Here is an 18600-nt window from a genome sequence, read left to right on the forward strand (position 1 = left end):
CTTGAAAGGGTGACGCAGAGCGTCACGGGAGGCGTTCCCACGCAGAGCGTGGGAACGATCATCGGTGTTACTGCCCGCCGCGCATCAATTCCCGCGGCACATATTTGCCAATCTCGAACTTGCCAATCGCCGCACGGTGCACTTCGTCCGGGCCGTCGGCCAGGCGCAGGGTGCGTTGCATGGCGTACATATAGGCCAGCGGAAAATCATTGGACACCCCGGCGCCGCCGTGCATCTGGATCGCGCGGTCGATGACCTTCAAGGCCACATTCGGCGCCACCACCTTGATCTGGGCGATTTCGCTTTTCGCCACTTTGTTACCCACGGTGTCCATCATGTACGCCGCTTTCAAGGTCAACAGGCGCGCCATGTCAATTTCCATGCGTGAGTCGGCGATCTTGTCGATATTGCTGCCCAATCGCGCCAAAGGCTTGCCGAAGGCAGTGCGGCTGACCGAGCGTTTGCACATCAACTCCAATGCGCGTTCGGCCATGCCGACCGAACGCATGCAGTGGTGGATACGGCCAGGGCCAAGGCGGCCCTGGGCGATCTCGAAGCCACGGCCTTCGCCCAGCAACACGTTTTCATAAGGCACGCGCACATTGTCGAACAGCACTTCGGCATGGCCGTGGGGCGCATCGTCGTAACCGAATACCGGCAGCGGCCGCAGGATTTTCACACCTGGGGTATCGACCGGCACCAGGATCATCGAGTGCTGCTGGTGACGCGGTGCATCGGGGTTGCTCAGTCCCATGAAGATCAGGATCTTGCAGCGCGGGTCGCAGGCGCCGGAGGTCCACCACTTCTTGCCGTTGATCACCCACTCGTCGCCCTGGCGTTCGGCGCGGGCGGCCATGTTGGTGGCGTCCGAGGACGCCACGTCCGGTTCGGTCATGGCAAAAGCCGAGCGAATCTCGCCGCGCAGCAAGGGTTCGAGCCAACGCTGCTTCTGTTCTTCGTTGGCGTAGCGCACCAGCACTTCCATATTGCCGGTGTCGGGAGCGGAGCAGTTGAATGGCTCCGGGCCCAGCAACGAGCGGCCCATGATTTCCGCCAAGGGTGCGTATTCCAGGTTGCTCAGGCCGGCGCCCAGTTCGGATTCCGGCAGGAACAGGTTCCACAAGCCCTCGGCCTTCGCCTTGGCCTTGAGCTCTTCCATGATTGCCGTGGGCTGCCAGCGATCCCCTTCGCTGACTTGGCGTTCGAACACCGGTTCGGCTGGGTAGACATAAGCGTCCATGAACGCAGTGACGCGTTCACGCAGTTCCTGAACCTTGGGCGAATAGGCGAAATCCATGAGCAGCTCCCTTCTCTGAGAGGTTGTTTAGGTCATGCATTCGATGCTAGAACAGCGCTCATAATTTACCTAGCCTATTCTCGCCGTGTATTAACATTCATCACCGATATATGATCGGCGTATGAGCACCTCACAATAAGAGCGCAACGAAATGAATCTGAGCAAGGTCGATCTCAACCTCTTCATCGTCTTTGATGCGATCTACACCGAAGCCAACCTGACCCGCGCCGGGCAGATCGTCGGTATCACCCAGCCGGCGGTGTCCAACGCCCTGGCACGGTTGCGCGAGACCTTCAACGACCCGCTGTTCGTGCGCACCGCCCAAGGCATGGTGCCCACGCCCATGGCGCAGAATATTATCGGCCCGGTGCGCAATGCGTTGTCGTTGTTGCGCGTGTCGGTGCAGGAAAGCCGCATCTTCAACCCGCAGCAGGCGGCCAAGACCTACCGCATCAGCATGACCGACCTGACCGAGGCCGTGATCCTGCCGCTGCTGTTCCAGCGCCTGCGTCGCCTGGCGCCGACCGTGGTGATCGAGAGTTTCCTGTCCAAACGCCGCGAAACCACCAAGGAACTGGCCGCCGGGCGCCTGGATTTTGCCGTGGATGCGCCGCTCAATACCGACCCGCAGGTGCGTCACGTCAAGCTGATGGAAGACCGCTACGTGTGTGCCATGCGCAAGGGCCACCCGATGGCGGGCAAGGATAAATTCACGCTGGATGATTACCTGTCGCTGACCCATATCCATATTTCCAGCCGCCGCAACGGTTTGGGCTATGTGGACCTGGCCTTGGGCAAGATGGGCATTCAGCGCAAGATCGCCCTGCGTTCCCAGCATTACCTGATGGCCTCCCAGGTGCTGCAACAGACCGACATGGTGATGACCGTGCCCGAGCGTTTCGCTCGCCGTCATGAACTGCACTGGTTCCATTTGCCGGTCAACAACGTGCCGCCGGTGGAAACCCATTTGTACTGGCACGAAAGCACCGACCAGGACCCGGCGAACCGCTGGATGCGTGAACAGATGATCGAGTTGTGCCAGCAGGTGACGGCCCAGGAAAAGAAAGCCCAGCAGCCTTGACGTTTACGTCAACCTGCAATTAGCTTAGCGCCAAGACTTCCTTGAGCACCGCCATGAGCACCACCTACAGCATCTCCGACCTCGCCCGCGAGCTCGACATCACCACCCGCGCCATTCGTTTCTATGAAGAACAAGGCCTGCTGGCCCCCGAACGTCGGGGCCAGGAGCGCATTTACTCGGCGCGGGACAAGGTCAGCCTCAAGCTGATCCTGCGTGGCAAGCGCATCGGCTTCTCCCTGGCCGAATGCCGCGAACTGATCGAACTCTACGACCCCACCGGCGGCAACCAGATCCAACTCAACAGCATGCTGGCCAAGATCGCCGAACGCCGTGAACAGCTGGAACAACAACTGCTGGATATCGAACAGATGAAGCTGGAACTGGACACCGCTGAAGAGCGTTGCACCCAGGCCCTGGCGCAGACCATCAGCCAAGCCGGCCATTGACCAGAAGGTAACTGCCATGTCCCTCCCCTCCCACGTACGCCTGGTTGAAGTCGGCCCGCGCGACGGTTTGCAGAACGAAGCCCAGCCCATCAGCGTGGCGGATAAAGTCCGATTGGTAGACGCGTTGAGCGCCGCTGGCTTGAGCTATATCGAAGTCGGTAGTTTCGTCTCGCCCAAATGGGTGCCGCAAATGGCAGGTTCAGCCGAAGTGTTTGCGCAGATCCAGCGCAAGCCCGGCGTGACCTATGGCGCACTGGCACCGAACCTGCGTGGGTTCGAGGATGCGCTGGCGGCCGGGGTCAAGGAAGTCGCGGTGTTTGCGGCGGCGTCCGAGGCGTTCTCGCAGCGCAATATCAATTGTTCCATCAGCGAAAGCCTGGAGCGCTTCGCACCGATCATGGCCGCCGCCAAGCAGCACGGCGTCAGCGTGCGCGGTTATGTGTCCTGTGTGCTGGGTTGCCCCTATGAAGGCGAGATCGCCCCGGAGCAAGTGGCGGCCGTCGCCCGCGAGCTGTATGCCATGGGCTGCTATGAAGTGTCCCTGGGCGACACCATCGGTACCGGCACGGCGGGCGCTACCCGGCGCCTGTTCGAAGTGGTCGGCGCCCAAGTGCCACGGGACAAGCTGGCCGGGCATTTCCATGACACCTACGGGCAGGCCATCGCTAACATCTACGCCAGCCTGCTGGAAGGCATCACGGTGTTCGACAGCTCAATCGCAGGCCTGGGCGGCTGCCCTTACGCCAAAGGCGCCAGCGGTAACGTCGCCACCGAGGACGTGCTGTACCTGCTCAACGGCCTGGGCATCGACACGGGCATCGACCTGGAACGCTTGATTGGCGCCGGCCAGCAGATCAGCCAGGTGCTGGGACGGCCTACGGGTTCCCGCGTGGCGAAGGTGCGTAACGCAGGTGAGTAGCACAGCTGTGAGAATGTGTTACCGCTTCCCGGCATAACGGGTAACGCGGGAACAAAATCCGCCGTGCAAACTGAAAGAAAATACTGACAAAAAACCAACTCGTTGATTTTAAAGGCTTTTAAAAAGTTGGCACGCCTTCTGCTATCTCTATGGCATAACAAGAATAAAAAGCGCCAAACCTAATAAAAATAAGACGAAACGACTCTGACATAACAAAAACAACACGGCAGAGACGCAGCTAACAGATTTTTTTGGAGAAGATGTGCTTCCCAGGGTACGGCATGCCGCAACCCGCAACCGGATAGAGAAAAATAAAACTACCTCAGGTAGCTACCCACTGGTTGGATCGTTTACGAAGAAGCAGGTCAGCGTTCAAAAAAATACGTTTGCTCTTGACCCCGGATGGGGGTCGCCAAAAAAAGCGGTACGGGCCACGGCTACCAAAAACAACAACAGGCCGCCCCTCAATAATAAGAAAAGAGCACGCAACGACAAATTAAAGGGGACCTTCGGGTCCCCTTTGTGCTTTCTGGGTTTCACTATTTGGGTGGCACAGCAGGTTCGCGGGGTATCAGGTAGATGTGGGCCGGCAGTCAGGCCGCCATCGCAGGCAAGCCAGCTCCCACAGGGGTTTGACGTTGTCAGCGCGCTTGCAGCTCCTGGATGGAAATCTCGCGCATCCGAAATTTCTGAATCTTGCCCGTCACCGTCATCGGAAACTCATCCACGATCTTGAAATACCTGGGCGTCTTGAAATGGGCGATGCGGTCCTTGCACCAGCTCAACAACTCCAACTTATTGGCCACCTGACCGGGATGGAACTTGATCCAGGCAACAATCTCTTCGCCATAACGCTCATCCGGGATGCCAACGATCTGCACGTCCGCCACCGCCGGGTGAGTAAAGAAAAACTCTTCCAGCTCCCGCGGGTAAACGTTCTCCCCCCCACGAATGATCATGTCCTTGTTACGCCCGGCAATGCACACGTAACCCTCCTCATCCATGGTCGCCAGATCACCGGTGTGCATCCAGCCGGCATCGTCGATGGCCTCACGGGTGCCTTCAGGGTTGTTCCAGTAACCCAGCATCACGCTGTAGCCCCGGGTGCACAGTTCACCGATCACGCCACGGGCCACGGTGTTACCGGCCTCGTCGACAATCTTGGTTTCCAGTTGCGGTTGGGTGCGGCCCACCGTGGTGACACGCCGTTCGATATCGTCATCTGCGCCGGTCTGCAGCGACACCGGGCTGGTTTCAGTCATGCCATAGGCAATCTGCACCTCTGCCATGTGCAGCTCATGAATGACCCGACGCATCACCTCGATCGGGCATGTCGCCCCGGCCATGATCCCGGTGCGCAGGCTGGACACCTCGAACTCGGCCCGGCGTGGGTGATCGAGCAGCGCGATAAACATGGTCGGCACGCCATATAAGCCGGTGGCTTGTTCTTCGGCGACGGCGCTCAGCGTCAGCAACGGGTCGAAGCCGTCATTGGGGTAGATCATGGTGGTGCCGTGAGTGATACAACCGAGGTTGCCCATGACCATGCCGAAGCAGTGGTACAGCGGCACTGGGATCACCAGGCGGTCCCCTGCCGTCAGGCCCAGGCTTTCACCGACCATGTAACCGTTATTGAGGATGTTGTGGTGACTGAGGGTGGCGCCCTTGGGGAAGCCGGTGGTGCCGGAGGTGTACTGGATATTCACAGGTTGATCGAAATGCAGGCTGGCCTGACGGCTTTGCAGTTGCTCGGGCGGCACGCCTGCGCCAAGGGCCGCCAACTGCGACCAGGGCATGAATTCAGGCGGCGGGCTGGGGTCCAGGCTGAGAAGGCCGCGCAGCTCGGGCTTCAGCGCCTGGAGCATGGCGTGGTAATCGGAGCTTTTGAACGAGCCGGCGCACACCAGCCATTGACAGCCGGATTGTTTGAGCACGTAGTCCAATTCGCTGCTGCGATAGGCCGGGTTGATATTGACCAGGATCACCCCGAGCTTGGCGCTTGCCACTTGGCAGATCAGCCACTCGGCACAGTTAGGCGCCCAGATACCCAGGCGGTCACCGGTTTGCATACCCAGGGCGAGGAACGCGCGGGCGTGCAGCTCAACCGTCTCGGCCAGCTGCCGCCAGGTGTAGCGCCGCTGCTGGTGGCGCACCACCAAGGCTTCGCCATCTGGATACTGCGCAACGGTGTGATCGAATGCCTGGCCAATGGTCATGGCCAGCAAGGTCTTGTCCTGGGAGCCACGGCTGTAGCTCGGGTGCAGTTGATCCATAACGACCCCTGTTATCTTTTTTGTAGGTTGACGTATACGTAAACTACGATTGACAGCGCCGTAACGCAAGCTTACGTTAACGTAAAGGTGAGTGCCCTCCTCCCGCGCCCCGCCCACACAACAACAAAGCTCACATTAAGGTGCCTGTCCATGAGTTACCCGTCCCTGAACTTCGCCCTCGGCGAGACCATCGACATGCTGCGCGACCAGGTGCAGTCCTTCGTGGCCAAGGAGATCGCACCGCGCGCGGCCCAGATCGACATCGACAACCTGTTCCCCGCCGACCTGTGGCGCAAGTTCGGCGACATGGGCCTGCTGGGCATCACCGTGCCCGAGGAATACGGCGGTGCCGGCCTGGGTTACCTGGCCCATGTGGTGAGCATGGAAGAAATCAGCCGTGGCTCGGCCTCGGTGGCGTTGTCCTACGGGGCGCACTCCAACCTGTGCGTCAACCAGATCAACCGCAACGGCAACCACGCACAAAAACTCAAGTACCTGCCCAAGCTGATCAGCGGCGAGCACATCGGCGCCCTGGCCATGAGCGAGCCGAATGCCGGTTCCGACGTGGTGTCGATGAAACTGCGCGCCGACAAGCGCGGCGACCATTACGTACTCAATGGCAGCAAGACCTGGATCACCAACGGCCCGGACGCCCATACCTATGTGATCTACGCCAAGACCGACCTGGAAAAAGGCCCCCACGGCATCACCGCCTTCATCGTCGAGCGCGACTGGAAAGGCTTCAGCCGCAGCAATAAATTCGACAAGCTGGGCATGCGCGGCTCCAACACCTGCGAGCTGTTTTTCGACGACGTCGAGGTACCCGAAGAAAACATCCTCGGCGTGCTCAATGGCGGCGTGAAAGTGTTGATGAGCGGCCTGGACTACGAGCGCGTGGTGCTCTCCGGAGGGCCTACCGGGATCATGCAGGCATGCATGGACTTGATCGTGCCCTACATCCACGACCGCAAGCAGTTCGGCCAGAGCATCGGCGAATTCCAGTTGATCCAGGGCAAGGTCGCCGACATGTACACCCAACTCAACGCCAGCCGCGCCTACCTCTACGCGGTGGCCCAGGCGTGCGAGCGTGGCGAGACCACGCGCAAGGACGCCGCGGGCGTGATCCTCTACAGCGCCGAGCGCGCCACGCAAATGGCCCTGGATGCGATCCAGATTCTGGGCGGCAATGGCTATATCAACGAATTCCCCGCCGGGCGCCTGTTGCGTGACGCCAAGCTCTACGAAATTGGTGCGGGCACCAGTGAGATTCGGCGGATGTTGATCGGTCGCGAACTGTTCAACGAAACCCGCTGAAGGAGCACGCCCATGGCCACCCTGCACACCCAGCTCAACCCGCGTTCTGCGGAATTTTCCGCCAACCGCGCGGCGATGCTTGAACAGGTCGACGCCCTGCACAGCCTGCTCGCCCATGTCCATCAAGGTGGCGGCGCCAAGGCCCAGGAACGCCACACCTCACGCGGCAAACTGTTACCCCGCGAGCGTATCAACCGTCTGCTCGACCCGGGCTCACCGTTTCTCGAGCTGAGCCAACTGGCCGCCCACCAGGTGTATGGCGAAGACGTCCCGGCTGCCGGGGTGATTGCCGGCATCGGCCGGGTGGAAGGTGTCGAATGCATGATCGTGGCCAACGATGCCACGGTCAAAGGCGGCTCCTATTACCCGCTGACCGTCAAAAAGCACCTGCGCGCCCAGACCATCGCCGAGCAGAACCGCCTGCCGTGCATCTACCTGGTGGACTCCGGCGGCGCCAACCTGCCGCGCCAGGACGAGGTGTTCCCCGACCGCGAGCACTTCGGGCGGATCTTCTTCAACCAGGCCAATATGAGCGCCCAGGGCATTCCCCAGATTGCCGTGGTGATGGGCTCGTGCACCGCCGGCGGCGCCTACGTGCCGGCCATGGCCGACGAAGCGATCATGGTGCGCCAGCAAGCCACCATCTTCCTCGCCGGCCCGCCGCTGGTGAAGGCCGCCACCGGTGAAGTGGTGAGCGCCGAAGACCTGGGCGGTGCCGATGTGCACTGCAAGGTCTCGGGCGTAGCCGACCACTATGCCGACAGCGATGAACACGCCCTGGCACTGGCACGGCGCAGCGTGGCCAACCTCAATTGGCGCAAGCAGGGTGAGCTGCTGCAACGCCCGCCGGTGGCGCCGCTGTACAGCAGCGAAGAGTTGTACGGCGTGATCCCGGCGGATGCCAAGCAACCCTTTGATGTGCGCGAAGTCATCGCACGGCTGGTGGACGGCTCGGTGTTCGATGAGTTCAAGGCCCTGTTCGGCACGACCCTGGTGTGCGGCTTTGCGCACTTGCATGGCTACCCGATAGCGATCCTGGCCAACAACGGCATCCTCTTCGCCGAAGCCGCGCAAAAAGGCGCGCACTTTATCGAACTGGCCTGCCAGCGCGGGATTCCGCTGCTGTTCCTGCAAAACATCACCGGCTTTATGGTCGGCCAGAAGTACGAAGCCGGCGGCATTGCCAAGCACGGCGCCAAGCTGGTCACCGCCGTGGCGTGCGCCAAGGTGCCGAAATTCACCGTGATCATCGGCGGCAGCTTTGGTGCGGGTAACTATGGGATGTGTGGCCGCGCCTATGACCCGCGCTTTTTGTGGATGTGGCCCAACGCACGCATTGGCGTGATGGGGGCCGAACAGGCCGCCGGGGTGTTGGTGCAGGTCAAGCGCGAACAGGCTGAGCGCGCCGGCAACGGTTTCAGTGCCGAGGAGGAAGACGCGATCAAGCAGCCGATCCTCGACCAGTATGAAACCCAGGGCCACCCCTACTACTCCAGCGCGCGCTTGTGGGATGACGGCGTGATCGACCCGCTGCAGACCCGTGACGTGCTGGCCCTGGCCTTGTCCGCCGCACTGAACGCCCCCATCGAGCCGAGCCGCTTCGGCGTGTTCCGCATGTAGCCTGTAGGAGCGAGCTTGCTCGCGAAGAACCTCAGGGCAACGCGGTCATTCTGAAGCCCCGCGTTATCGTTGACGATCTTCGCGAGCAAGCTCGCTCCTACAGGAGGCCTCTCATTATTTCGGAGCTCCTTGCATGAGCGACTTCAACACCCTCGAACTGATCACTGACCGCCGTGGCTTTGCCACGCTGTGGCTCAGCCGCGAAGCCAAGAACAACGCGTTCAACGCGCAGATGATCCGCGAGCTGATCCTGGCCCTTGACCGCGTACAAGGCGACCCGTCCCTGCGCTTCCTGGTACTGCGCGGGCGCGGCAAGCACTTCAGCGCCGGTGCCGACCTGGCCTGGATGCAGCAATCGGCCGAGTTGGACTACCACACCAACCTGGACGACGCCCGGGAACTGGCAGAGCTGATGTACAACCTGTCCAAGCTGAAAATCCCCACGCTGGCGGTGGTGCAAGGTGCGGCCTACGGGGGCGCGCTGGGCCTGATCAGCTGCTGTGACATGGCCATCGGTGCCGATGATGCGCAGTTCTGCCTGTCGGAAGTGCGTATCGGCCTGGCGCCGGCGGTGATCAGCCCGTTCGTGGTGCAGGCCATCGGCGAACGCGCTGCCCGTCGTTATGCACTGACAGCCGAGCGGTTCGGCGGCCAGCGCGCACGGGAGATCGGCTTGCTGGCGGACAGTTATCCGGCCGAGAGCCTGGATCAACAGGTGGACCTGTGGGTCACCAACCTGCTGCAAAACAGCCCGGCGGCCATGCGTGCCAGTAAGGATTTGCTGCGCGAAGTGGGCAACGGTGCCCTCACCCCCGCATTGCGACGCTATTGCGAAAATGCCATAGCGCGTATTCGGGTGAGCGCCGAGGGCCAGGAAGGTTTGCGCGCGTTTCTGCAAAAGCGTGCGCCAAGTTGGCAAAATCAGGAGCCACGCTCATGAGCACACTCACCACCGTTCTGGTGGCCAACCGTGGCGAGATCGCCTGCCGGGTCATGCGCACCGCCAAGGCCATGGGGTTGACCACCGTGGCTGTGCACAGCGCCATCGACCGCGATGCCCGCCATAGCCGTGAAGCCGATATCCGCGTCGACCTGGGCGGCAGCAAAGCCACCGACAGTTACCTGCAAATCGACAAGCTGATTGCCGCCGCCCACGCCAGCGGCGCCCAGGCGATTCACCCCGGCTACGGCTTCCTTTCAGAAAACGCCGGCTTCGCCCGAGCCATCGAGGCGGCAGGCTTGATCTTCCTCGGCCCGCCCGCCTCGGCCATCGACGCCATGGGCAGCAAATCCGCGGCCAAGGCCTTGATGGAAACGGCTGGCGTACCCCTTGTGCCGGGTTATCACGGCGAGGCCCAGGACCTGGAGACCTTCCGCGCCGCCTGTGAGCGTATCGGCTACCCGGTGCTGCTCAAGGCCACGGCGGGCGGCGGTGGCAAGGGTATGAAGGTGGTCGAGGACGTCAGCCAACTGGCCGAAGCCTTGGCCTCCGCCCAGCGTGAGGCGCTGTCGTCGTTCGGCAACGGGCAGATGCTGGTGGAGAAATACCTGCTCAAGCCGCGGCATGTCGAGATCCAAGTGTTTGCCGACCAGCAAGGTCATTGCCTGTACCTCAATGAGCGCGACTGCTCGATCCAGCGGCGTCATCAAAAGGTCGTGGAAGAAGCACCGGCGCCGGGCCTGAGTGTTGAGCAACGCCGGGCCATGGGCGAAGCAGCCGTGCGCGCTGCCCAGGCAATCGGGTATGTGGGCGCAGGTACGGTGGAGTTTTTGCTGGATGCCCGTGGCGAGTTTTTCTTTATGGAGATGAACACGCGGTTGCAAGTGGAGCATCCGGTGACCGAAGCGATTACCGGCCTCGACCTGGTGGCCTGGCAGATCCGGGTTGCCCAGGGCGAGGCGCTGCCGATCACGCAAGAGCAGGTCGCGTTGAACGGTCATGCAATTGAAGTGCGGTTGTATGCCGAAGACCCGGCCAATGACTTTCTGCCCGCCACTGGGCACCTGGCGCTGTACCGCGAGTCCAGCCAGGGCCCTGGACGCCGCGTGGACAGTGGCGTCGAGCAAGGCGACAGCGTGTCGCCCTTCTACGACCCGATGCTCGGCAAGTTGATTGCCTGGGGTGAAGACCGCGAACAGGCGCGCCTGCGCTTATTGAGCATGCTGGATGAGTTTGCGGTCGGCGGGCTCAAGACCAACCTGGGCTTTTTGCGGCGCATCATCGGGCACCCTGCGTTTGCCGCCGCCGAGTTGGACACCGGGTTTATCCCGCGCTATCAGGATGAGCTGTTGCCGACGCCAGGGGCCTTGAGCGATGAGTTCTGGCAGGCGGCGGGCTCGGCGTTTATGCAGAGCTTGCCGGCGGGTGACGGGCCTTGGGCCAATCGCCAGGGCTTTCGTGCGGGCCTGCCTGCCGAGGTGTCGCTGCACCTGAGCTGCAATGGGCAGGATCGGTTGGTGACACTGACCGGGCAACCGTCTCAGTTATGCGGCGAACAGTTGCTGACTGAACATCAGGGCGTGCGCCGTGCTCATCTGGCGGTGCGCAGTGAAGGCAGCCTGTACCTGCGTTGGGACGGCGAGATGCATGCCGTCAGCCTGTTCGACCCGATTGCGGCGGTCGAGGCCAGTCAATCTCATCAGGGCGGCCTCACCGCACCGATGAACGGCAGCATCGTGCGAGTACTTGTGGAGGTGGGCCAAACTGTTGAAGCCGGCGCTCAACTGGTGGTGCTCGAAGCCATGAAGATGGAGCACAGTATCCGGGCGCCCCACGCCGGGGTGGTCAAGGCGCTGTTCTGCCAGGAAGGTGAAATGGTGGCAGAAGGCAGCGCGCTGGTGGAGCTTGAAACGGCCGGCTAGAACTTCGCCGTGGCTTGCACCACCACACCCAGGAGGCGGCAGCCGTCGGTGAGCAGCACCTTGGGGTAAGTGGGGTTGAGCGGCACCAGGTAGTGCTGGCCGCTTTCTTCCTGCAATCGGCGAAAGGTGGCCTGGGGGGTGCCAGCCCATTGGGCCACCACCAGCCTGCCGGGCTCGGGCGCGATGGCCGGGTCAACCAGGATCATCATGCCAGCCGCAATGCTCATGCCCGTGGGGGCGGTCATGGCGTCTCCCGTCACCGGCAGCCAGAATGCCTCGCCTCGGGCGTGGTAATCGGTCAATTCGTAGCGCTCGGTGCTATAAGGCGCACGCTCTTCACGCAGCTCGCAGGCCTGCTTCCAGTCGCTGACCGGGTAGCGGAAATACGGGTTGTAGTGCGCTTCCCGTTCAGGCACTTGCGCGGCCCGTTCACGAATCTCCAGCGCCACCTCCAAATACCCCAACCCCAGTTCGGCCAGCACGCGGTTCATGTCCGCCAGGCTCGGCACGCGGCGTTTATTGAGCCAATGGCCGATGCCGCCCTGGGACATCCCCAGGCGCTGCGCCAGTTCATCCTGCGTGACCTTGCGGTCTTTCATGTTGGCTTTGACCAACGCTATCCAGTTATCCATGGCGCATCACAATACGGCGCCCATTTTTGCGGGCAATAAACAGTTTGTAGTAATCCATAAAACGACAGGAATACGATACGTACTATCATCAAGCCCAAGGATTTCGACACCCACCGGAGTACTGCCGCTTATGACGACCCGCACACACCCAACGCCCGACACATCCGAACTGACTGAAGTAAACGACATGTGCAACAGTGGCGCAGCCCAGCGCGCACTGGACTACTACTTGAAAGAAAATCGGTCGACGCCGGATTCGGACGGGGCCATGTTCGCGATCAAATCCGATGTCAGCCAGGAGGAAGCCCTGATACACGCCTCGGACCTGTTGCGCAGTGCAGCGGCAACCGCCTACGAGTCGGCGTGCAGCCATCAGGGCAACCAACGCGACCTGGCGTTTTCAGTGGTGTATTTGATCGATATGGCGAAGGCGATGGTGGAGCGGTCGTTGCAAGCGCCCAGAGCGGCGGCAAACGCGTAGCAGGCATGAAAGAAAAATATTTCTATCCCACGGATAAAAACATTTGACTTGCAAATGATAATGATTATTATTGGGCTCAGCTGATCGCAAGATCAGTCGATAGACCAAGAGACCTTAGGTCGGACTCTTGGAATATCTCCTCATCAGGCTAATCACGGTTTTTGACCCGGCTCTTTGGCCGGGTCTTTTTTTTGCCAGTTTTCCTGGCGTGGCTTCAGGCTAATGAAGACTGTGTGTTGCTTGATGCCGCGCATGGTAGCAAAAGACTATCGCCCAACGAAAGTCGTCCGAGTGCTCTAGCGCGTATCTCTGCGAATTAGCGCTTGAGAATCAATCTCATAGACTCTAAGCTGCGGCGGCGTCAGGGATGACGCCCCCTCCCCCTGCAACAATTTTTGCATCCAGGTTTTACCGAACGCCTGTGTAAGATAGCCGCCACATCACTCATATTCAGGCAACCAGACTATGACCGTGGCCTTGACCTCCATCAAGATCAGCACCGACTTCGACAGCGGCAACATCCAGGTCCTGGATGCCAGCGACGCTTATCAGTTGTTGCTGGCAATCAATCCCGACACCCGCAGCGATCACTACCAATGGTTCCACTTCAAGGCCGAAGGCATGCACGTGGGGCACACCCACACCTTTCGCTTGAGCAACGCAGGGCGCTCGTCCTACAAGCATGCCTGGAGCGGTTACAACGCCGTGGCGTCCTATGACCATATCAACTGGTTCCGGGTACCGACGCGCTTTGATGGCGAGATCCTGCACATCACCCTCCAGACCCGGCAAAAGTACGCCTGGTTTGCCTACTTCGAGCCCTACAGCCGTGAACGTCATGACTGGTTGATCGAGCAAGCCCTGAAGTACGCCGGGGTCACCCTGCTAGCCACCGGCAAGAGCGCTGAAGGCCGCGATATCCAACTGCTGCGCCGTGGCAAAGGGATCGAAGGCCGGCGCAAGGTGTGGATCATCGCCCAGCAGCACCCCGGCGAGCACATGGCCGAGTGGTTTATGGAGGGCGTGATTGAGCGCCTGCAAAAGGACGGCGACGACGAACTGAAAAAACTGCTGGCCGTCGCAGACCTGTACCTGGTACCGAACATGAACCCGGATGGCGCCTTCCATGGCCACCTGCGCACCAACGCCATGGGCCAGGACCTTAACCGCGCATGGCAAAGCGCCAGCCAGGAACTCAGCCCGGAAGTCCTGTTCGTCCAGCAACAGATGGAAAAATACGGCGTGGATATGTTCCTCGACATCCACGGCGATGAAGAAATCCCCTACGTGTTCACCGCAGCCTGCGAAGGCAACCCCGGCTACACGCCGCGCATCGAAGCCCTGGAAAAACATTTCCGCAGCCATTTGAGCCACCTGACCCGAGACTTCCAGACCACCCACGGCTACACCCGCGACCTGCCTGGCCAAGCCAACATGACCCTGGCCTGCAACGCGGTGGGGGAAAAGTACGACTGCCTGTCCCTGACCCTGGAAATGCCTTTCAAGGACAACGACGACGCACCCAACCTGCGAACTGGCTGGTCAGGCGATCGTTCGAAACAGTTGGGCAAGGACGTCTTGAGCAGCGTCGCTGATATCGTCGGGCGTTTGCGCTAACCCCTGAGGCGAGCTCTGGTGACGAGCGAGCTTGCTCGCCACCAGAAGCGGTCAATCCTTGCTGCCGGTCATGCTTTGCAAGACACCATCGCGGCGGATCAAACCGTGGAATAACGCGGCTGCCAGATGCACCAGCACGGTGAGAAACAGCAGATAGGCCAAATAACCGTGAGCCTTGCGCAACAACGCAAACAACGGCGCATTCGCCCCCAGCAGCGCGGGCAGTTGCAGGTTACTACTGAGCATCACCGGGTCACCGGCCGCTGAAATCATCGCCCAACCCAGCAGCGGCAACACCAGCATCAACGCGTACAACAGCACATGAGAGGCCTTGGCTGCCAGCCTCTGCCACACCGGCAAATCCGCTGGTAACGGCGGCTGACGGGTGGAAAAACGTACCGCCAGGCGCACGATCACCAGTGCCAGAATCGCAATGCCCAGCGGCTTGTGCAGGTGGATCAGCCACTCATGGCGCTCCGACACCGACGCCGCCAGACCCGCGCCGATAAACAGCATGGCGATGATCATCAACGCCATCAGCCAGTGCAACACGCGCGCCAAGGACGCAAAGAACCGTGGTTGAGCATTCATGGCTTCGACTCCTGAGGGGCGCTGTGCAACGGGCTGACTTCACCGGCGCGGCGCAGGTACGAACTGGCATACGCGGCCGAACGTGCGGCCAGCAAGGGGTCGTCGGAGGCTTGGATACCACTGGGCAGAATCAACGGGTCAAAGTTGATATCGCGGCAATCACCGTCTGCCTGGGGCTGGCTGCTTTGCAACACCAACGTGCCGGCGTTGAGTACCTTGTGCGCGCCGGTCCAAGTCTTGCTTGCGTCGTCCAGCGGGTCGCCGGGGTTGGCCAGGGTCATGTTCAACTGCCACCGCAAGGGCCCGGCAGCCAGGCGTCGCACCAAATCCTGCTCCAGGAAGTCACTGCCAGCAGGTGCGGTATCACCCGCCGCATCCTGGCTCTGGGGCACCACCTCCCAACGCACGGCCTGGCGCGAACCATCGGCAGCCACCAGGTAAAACGCGTTGATGCCGTTATAGGTTTCAGTCGCATAACTGGCCGATGGCCTGGCGGTCTTGACCCAGGCCAAGAATGGCGCTGTCTCCGGGTGTGCGGCAAAAAAAGCCGGCATGCTCGACGGGTTCGGCTTGCCAGTGGCCGGGTCTGGCGCGCCGGCCTTGAGCAACTGGTAGAACGCCTCGGGCGTGCCCACCGGGAACACCGGCATGCTGTTCATCCCTGTACGCCATTGCTGGCCGTTGGCCTGGCTGAACTGCACGGCGAAACTGCGAATCGGCACACTGCTGTCCGGCGCGTAGGGGTTGCCGCTGGGCAAGGCAAACCGGCCGATGATCGGGGTCTTGGCCTCGCTGAACACCTGGGCGCTGGAATAGGCACGGGCCTCGGTACTGCTCTGGAAATAACCCGCCACGCATACGCCCTTGGCATGGTTACGGCGAAAACCCGAATGCACGCCGTTATTGGTTTCCAGGGCATTGACCAAGGTTTTTGGCCGCAGGCGTTGTGGGTCGAGCGTGCCATTGACGTAGGCAAATGCGCCGGCAACAACCGCAACCACGGCACCGATGCCGGCGAGTCGTGCGATCAGGCTCGCAGTGCTCAAGGGAGGACGGGGTGGTGATGAGTGATCTACCATGCAGGAACTCCAGGGCCAGAGGCCTCAGGCTGAAACATAAGGTCGGAGCATTAAGACGAACGCCGATGGGCTCTATTCCCAGGCCCTGGATTTATTTTGCGGGACGGGGAATAACCTTCAACGCCAAACGTCTCTCTAGTCCCAGCGTAGTGATCAGCCAGACACCCATGCATGAACTCGACGAACAGTTACGCGAACTCATCCCCAGGTTGCGGCGTTTTGCCGTGTCCCTGACGCGCAACAGCAGCAGCGCCGATGACCTGGTGCAATCGACCCTGGAGCGCGCGATCGTCGCCTGGGCCGATAAACGTATCGAGGGCGACCTGCGCGCCTGGCTGTTTTCGATCCTCTACCGGCAGTTCCTCGACGCCCACCGCCGCAACCGCCGCTATGCGCGCATGCTCGAATTCTTCACCGGCCGCGATGACGTGCAACCTTCGGTAGAACGCACGGTGCTGGCCCAATCCACCCTGCAAGCCTTCGACCAACTGAACACCGAACAGCGCGCCCTGTTGCTGTGGGTGTCCGTCGAGGGCTTGAGCTACAAGGAAGTGGCCGAGATCCTCAAGGTGCCCATCGGCACCGTAATGTCACGCCTGTCCCGCGCACGCCAAGCGTTGCGTCAGCTCAGCGATGGCGAAATGGCCGGCCCTGCCCTGCGGAGACTCAAATGATCAGCCTGCCCCCCAGCGAACGCGATTTACATGCCTACGTCGATCACCAATTGCCGGACACTGATCGCTGTGTGCTTGAAACCTGGCTGGCCAGCCACCCCGAAGTGGCGGCCCGGGTACAGGCCTGGCAACAAGATGCGCAGTTGCTGCGCGCGTCGTTGAGCGGCGCCCTGCAACAGCCGCACAACCCGGCATTGGACCCGGCGCTGATTCGCCAGCGCATCAAGAAACAGTCCCGTCGGCACTTGGCCACGGCGGCGTTGTTGCTGATCGCCGTGAGCCTCGGCGGGGTTGGCGGTTGGCACGCCCGTGAAGCCACCCAGCCGCCGCTGTTGCCGATGACCGACGCCATGCAGGCCTACCGCCTGTTTGCCCAGGACGGCATCATGCCTGCCGACTACAACGCTCAGGACCCTGGCACCATGCAGGCCTGGCTCGACCGTTATTTCAACCAGGCCCATCGCCTGCCCGACCTGAGCCAAGCCGGTTTCAAGCCGGTCAGCGGGCGCCTGCTCACCACCGACCAAGGCGCGGCAGCCATGGTGCTGTACCAGGACGCGCAAGGCCGGCGCATCAGCTTCTATATCCGCCCGCCGGGCCCGAACAACGGTTTCCTGCCTCGCGGCAGCCGCAGTGCCGATGGCTTGCAGGCCGACTACTGGTCGGGCGGCGGCTACAACTACGCGATGGTCAGCCCGGTGGATCAGGCCGCCGCGTTGCAGACGCCATTCTAGAAACCGACGTCCAGCACCACGTTATCCAGATAGGTGCCAGCCGGCGGCGTGGGCTGGTCGGTGTAGACCTTGGCGTTGTAGTTGTACACCTGGCTGCCATTACCCAAGCCGTTGCCGGGATTGACCTCGGCCGTGGAGCTGGCCCGCCGCGCCGCGCCGACACTGCCCCAACGCGTGGTGCCGGCACTTTTGAAAATGTCATAGGCCAGGTAATTGCCGCCGGAAACCATGCGCCGCCGGCCGCCGACACTCACCGGGTTCTGGCCATCGCTCAAGCCCACGGTATAGGCGCTGCCCTTGGTGCAGGCGATGTTGATGGTCTGCCCGCTCACCGCACTAAACCCACTGACCACCGGCGCGCTGCCGAAGCTGATATTCGGGGCGGTGATCTGGCAATCGTTGGTCACGGTCATGCTGACGGTCAGGGACGCCGTGCCGCTGCCAATGTCACGTCCCAGGCAAATGCCGCCAAGGCCGATCCCCGAGCAATAATTCCACACCCAGGCGATGCTCAATGTCTCGGTGTACACCCCGGCGGCGACGTTGCTGCCAGTGATGCTGCTCAGGTACAACGGCACAGTTTTCGCGCCGGGCCCGGCGATCAGGCCGATGCTCTGGGCGATGCCGCCAGCGCCGCCGAAATCGAATTGGCTGCCACGGGTGATGGGATAGCTGGTGCTGTTGTTGCCATAAATCGTGTAGCTGATCACATCACCGGTCGGCCCGACCATACCGGTCTGGGGCGAGGTGATCGTGGCGTAAAAATGGTCGGTGGACACCAGCAGCGATATCAGCGCCGAGGTGCAACTCAACCCTGAGTTGGCCGTAGAGCTGGTTTGCGCGGCGGTGCGCACCGTCATCGAACTGATCGAACCAAAACTGGCCGGCACGGTGGACACCACCGAACACGCCGCCATGGCCTGCCCGCAAAACAACAAACCCACGCCATACAACCCTACGCTGCCCCTCACCTGAACACT

17 protein-coding genes are annotated in these 18600 nt (G+C 61.4%); 11 read left to right on the plus strand and 6 right to left on the minus strand.

The features are described 5' to 3' along the window. Positions 1-67: 67 nt before the first annotated feature. Positions 68-1297: an acyl-CoA dehydrogenase gene (locus AB4P90_RS17705; protein WP_395605194.1), complete on the minus strand. Its 1230-nt coding sequence runs from the start codon at positions 1295-1297 to the stop codon at positions 68-70. 151 nt (positions 1298-1448) lie between these two features. On the opposite strand from AB4P90_RS17705, the gene AB4P90_RS17710 reads away from it, so the two are divergent. From AB4P90_RS17710 to AB4P90_RS17720, 3 genes are read left to right on the plus strand one after another with little or no spacing between them, the layout of a single operon-like run. Next, positions 1449-2378: a LysR family transcriptional regulator gene (locus AB4P90_RS17710; protein WP_014718952.1), complete on the plus strand. Its 930-nt coding sequence runs from the start codon at positions 1449-1451 to the stop codon at positions 2376-2378. Positions 2379-2431: 53 nt separating this feature from the next. Next, positions 2432-2824 carry a MerR family DNA-binding transcriptional regulator gene (locus AB4P90_RS17715; RefSeq protein ID WP_003192195.1) on the plus strand — a complete coding sequence of 131 codons (393 nt, stop codon included), beginning with the start codon at positions 2432-2434 and terminating at the stop codon, positions 2822-2824. A gap of 16 nt (positions 2825-2840) precedes the next feature. Further along, positions 2841-3743 carry a hydroxymethylglutaryl-CoA lyase gene (locus AB4P90_RS17720; protein WP_014718953.1) on the plus strand — a complete coding sequence of 301 codons (903 nt, stop codon included), beginning with the start codon at positions 2841-2843 and terminating at the stop codon, positions 3741-3743. 641 nt (positions 3744-4384) lie between these two features. Here the strand turns inward: AB4P90_RS17720 and AB4P90_RS17725 are convergent. Beyond that, positions 4385-6016 carry an AMP-binding protein gene (locus AB4P90_RS17725; RefSeq protein WP_395605195.1) on the minus strand — a complete coding sequence of 544 codons (1632 nt, stop codon included), beginning with the start codon at positions 6014-6016 and terminating at the stop codon, positions 4385-4387. Between the two features lie 150 nt (positions 6017-6166). On the opposite strand from AB4P90_RS17725, the gene AB4P90_RS17730 reads away from it, so the two are divergent. From AB4P90_RS17730 to AB4P90_RS17745, 4 genes are all read left to right on the plus strand, one after another. Beyond that, a complete protein-coding gene (locus AB4P90_RS17730) occupies positions 6167-7330 on the plus strand; it encodes an isovaleryl-CoA dehydrogenase (RefSeq protein WP_019819448.1) in 1164 nt (387 codons plus the stop codon). Positions 7331-7342: 12 nt separating this feature from the next. Then, positions 7343-8950: a carboxyl transferase domain-containing protein gene (locus tag AB4P90_RS17735; RefSeq protein ID WP_019819450.1), complete on the plus strand. Its 1608-nt coding sequence runs from the start codon at positions 7343-7345 to the stop codon at positions 8948-8950. A 133-nt stretch (positions 8951-9083) separates the two neighbouring features. Beyond that, positions 9084-9890, plus strand: a complete 807-nt coding sequence (locus AB4P90_RS17740; RefSeq protein ID WP_014718957.1) for a gamma-carboxygeranoyl-CoA hydratase — start codon at positions 9084-9086, stop codon at positions 9888-9890. After that, positions 9887-11812 (plus strand): acetyl/propionyl/methylcrotonyl-CoA carboxylase subunit alpha, encoded by a 1926-nt coding sequence (locus tag AB4P90_RS17745; RefSeq protein WP_032902817.1) that lies wholly within the window; start codon positions 9887-9889, stop codon positions 11810-11812. Before AB4P90_RS17740 ends, AB4P90_RS17745 begins: the two co-directional genes overlap by 4 nt. On the opposite strand, the gene AB4P90_RS17750 is transcribed toward AB4P90_RS17745, so the two are convergent. After that, on the minus strand, positions 11809-12444 hold the full coding sequence (locus AB4P90_RS17750) for a LexA family transcriptional regulator (protein WP_014718959.1): 636 nt from the start codon (positions 12442-12444) through the stop codon (positions 11809-11811). The genes AB4P90_RS17745 and AB4P90_RS17750 overlap by 4 nt on opposite strands. Before the next feature lie 187 nt (positions 12445-12631). Between AB4P90_RS17750 and AB4P90_RS17755 the strand changes: the two genes are divergently transcribed. Both AB4P90_RS17755 and AB4P90_RS17760 read left to right on the plus strand, forming a co-directional pair. After that, on the plus strand, positions 12632-12925 hold the full coding sequence (locus tag AB4P90_RS17755) for a DUF6124 family protein (RefSeq protein WP_014718960.1): 294 nt from the start codon (positions 12632-12634) through the stop codon (positions 12923-12925). A gap of 465 nt (positions 12926-13390) precedes the next feature. Then, positions 13391-14542 (plus strand): M14-type cytosolic carboxypeptidase, encoded by a 1152-nt coding sequence (locus AB4P90_RS17760; RefSeq protein ID WP_014718961.1) that lies wholly within the window; start codon positions 13391-13393, stop codon positions 14540-14542. 51 nt (positions 14543-14593) lie between these two features. On the opposite strand, the gene AB4P90_RS17765 is transcribed toward AB4P90_RS17760, so the two are convergent. Together AB4P90_RS17765 and AB4P90_RS17770 are read right to left on the minus strand one after the other, a co-directional pair. Further along, positions 14594-15133: a cytochrome b gene (locus AB4P90_RS17765; protein WP_395605196.1), complete on the minus strand. Its 540-nt coding sequence runs from the start codon at positions 15131-15133 to the stop codon at positions 14594-14596. After that, positions 15130-16212, minus strand: a complete 1083-nt coding sequence (locus AB4P90_RS17770; protein WP_395605197.1) for a catalase family peroxidase — start codon at positions 16210-16212, stop codon at positions 15130-15132. The genes AB4P90_RS17765 and AB4P90_RS17770 overlap by 4 nt, the downstream gene beginning before the upstream one ends. A gap of 167 nt (positions 16213-16379) precedes the next feature. Between AB4P90_RS17770 and AB4P90_RS17775 the strand changes: the two genes are divergently transcribed. Both AB4P90_RS17775 and AB4P90_RS17780 read left to right on the plus strand, forming a co-directional pair. Then, entirely contained in the window at positions 16380-16886 is a 507-nt protein-coding gene (locus tag AB4P90_RS17775) for a sigma-70 family RNA polymerase sigma factor (RefSeq protein ID WP_014718963.1), read from the plus strand. Continuing rightward, positions 16883-17620 carry an anti-sigma factor gene (locus AB4P90_RS17780; RefSeq protein WP_014718964.1) on the plus strand — a complete coding sequence of 246 codons (738 nt, stop codon included), beginning with the start codon at positions 16883-16885 and terminating at the stop codon, positions 17618-17620. The genes AB4P90_RS17775 and AB4P90_RS17780 overlap by 4 nt, the downstream gene beginning before the upstream one ends. On the opposite strand, the gene AB4P90_RS17785 is transcribed toward AB4P90_RS17780, so the two are convergent. Continuing rightward, the gene (locus AB4P90_RS17785; RefSeq protein ID WP_014718965.1) at positions 17617-18537 is read right to left on the minus strand and encodes a spore coat U domain-containing protein; all 921 of its coding nucleotides are present in this window, start codon (positions 18535-18537) and stop codon (positions 17617-17619) included. The genes AB4P90_RS17780 and AB4P90_RS17785 overlap by 4 nt on opposite strands. Between the last annotated feature and the right edge of the window lie 63 nt (positions 18538-18600).

The sequence above is a fragment of the Pseudomonas sp. B16120 genome (assembly GCF_044218845.1).
GTDB classification, from domain to species: domain Bacteria; phylum Pseudomonadota; class Gammaproteobacteria; order Pseudomonadales; family Pseudomonadaceae; genus Aquipseudomonas; species Aquipseudomonas paracarnis.

Coding starts and splice junctions, on each gene's coding strand:
- AB4P90_RS17755 (WP_014718960.1), top strand. CDS start 12,632: ATGTGCAACAGTGGCGCAGCCCAGCGCGCACTGGACTACTACTTGAAA.
- AB4P90_RS17750 (WP_014718959.1), bottom strand. CDS start 12,444: ATGGATAACTGGATAGCGTTGGTCAAAGCCAACATGAAAGACCGCAAG.
- AB4P90_RS17740 (WP_014718957.1), top strand. CDS start 9,084: ATGAGCGACTTCAACACCCTCGAACTGATCACTGACCGCCGTGGCTTT.
- AB4P90_RS17720 (WP_014718953.1), top strand. CDS start 2,841: ATGTCCCTCCCCTCCCACGTACGCCTGGTTGAAGTCGGCCCGCGCGAC.
- AB4P90_RS17770 (WP_395605197.1), bottom strand. CDS start 16,212: ATGGTAGATCACTCATCACCACCCCGTCCTCCCTTGAGCACTGCGAGC.
- AB4P90_RS17785 (WP_014718965.1), bottom strand. CDS start 18,537: ATGGCGGCGTGTTCGGTGGTGTCCACCGTGCCGGCCAGTTTTGGTTCG.
- AB4P90_RS17745 (WP_032902817.1), top strand. CDS start 9,887: ATGAGCACACTCACCACCGTTCTGGTGGCCAACCGTGGCGAGATCGCC.
- AB4P90_RS17705 (WP_395605194.1), bottom strand. CDS start 1,297: ATGGATTTCGCCTATTCGCCCAAGGTTCAGGAACTGCGTGAACGCGTC.
- AB4P90_RS17780 (WP_014718964.1), top strand. CDS start 16,883: ATGATCAGCCTGCCCCCCAGCGAACGCGATTTACATGCCTACGTCGAT.
- AB4P90_RS17760 (WP_014718961.1), top strand. CDS start 13,391: ATGACCGTGGCCTTGACCTCCATCAAGATCAGCACCGACTTCGACAGC.
- AB4P90_RS17765 (WP_395605196.1), bottom strand. CDS start 15,133: ATGAATGCTCAACCACGGTTCTTTGCGTCCTTGGCGCGCGTGTTGCAC.
- AB4P90_RS17775 (WP_014718963.1), top strand. CDS start 16,380: ATGCATGAACTCGACGAACAGTTACGCGAACTCATCCCCAGGTTGCGG.
- AB4P90_RS17735 (WP_019819450.1), top strand. CDS start 7,343: ATGGCCACCCTGCACACCCAGCTCAACCCGCGTTCTGCGGAATTTTCC.
- AB4P90_RS17730 (WP_019819448.1), top strand. CDS start 6,167: ATGAGTTACCCGTCCCTGAACTTCGCCCTCGGCGAGACCATCGACATG.
- AB4P90_RS17725 (WP_395605195.1), bottom strand. CDS start 6,016: ATGGATCAACTGCACCCGAGCTACAGCCGTGGCTCCCAGGACAAGACC.
- AB4P90_RS17710 (WP_014718952.1), top strand. CDS start 1,449: ATGAATCTGAGCAAGGTCGATCTCAACCTCTTCATCGTCTTTGATGCG.
- AB4P90_RS17715 (WP_003192195.1), top strand. CDS start 2,432: ATGAGCACCACCTACAGCATCTCCGACCTCGCCCGCGAGCTCGACATC.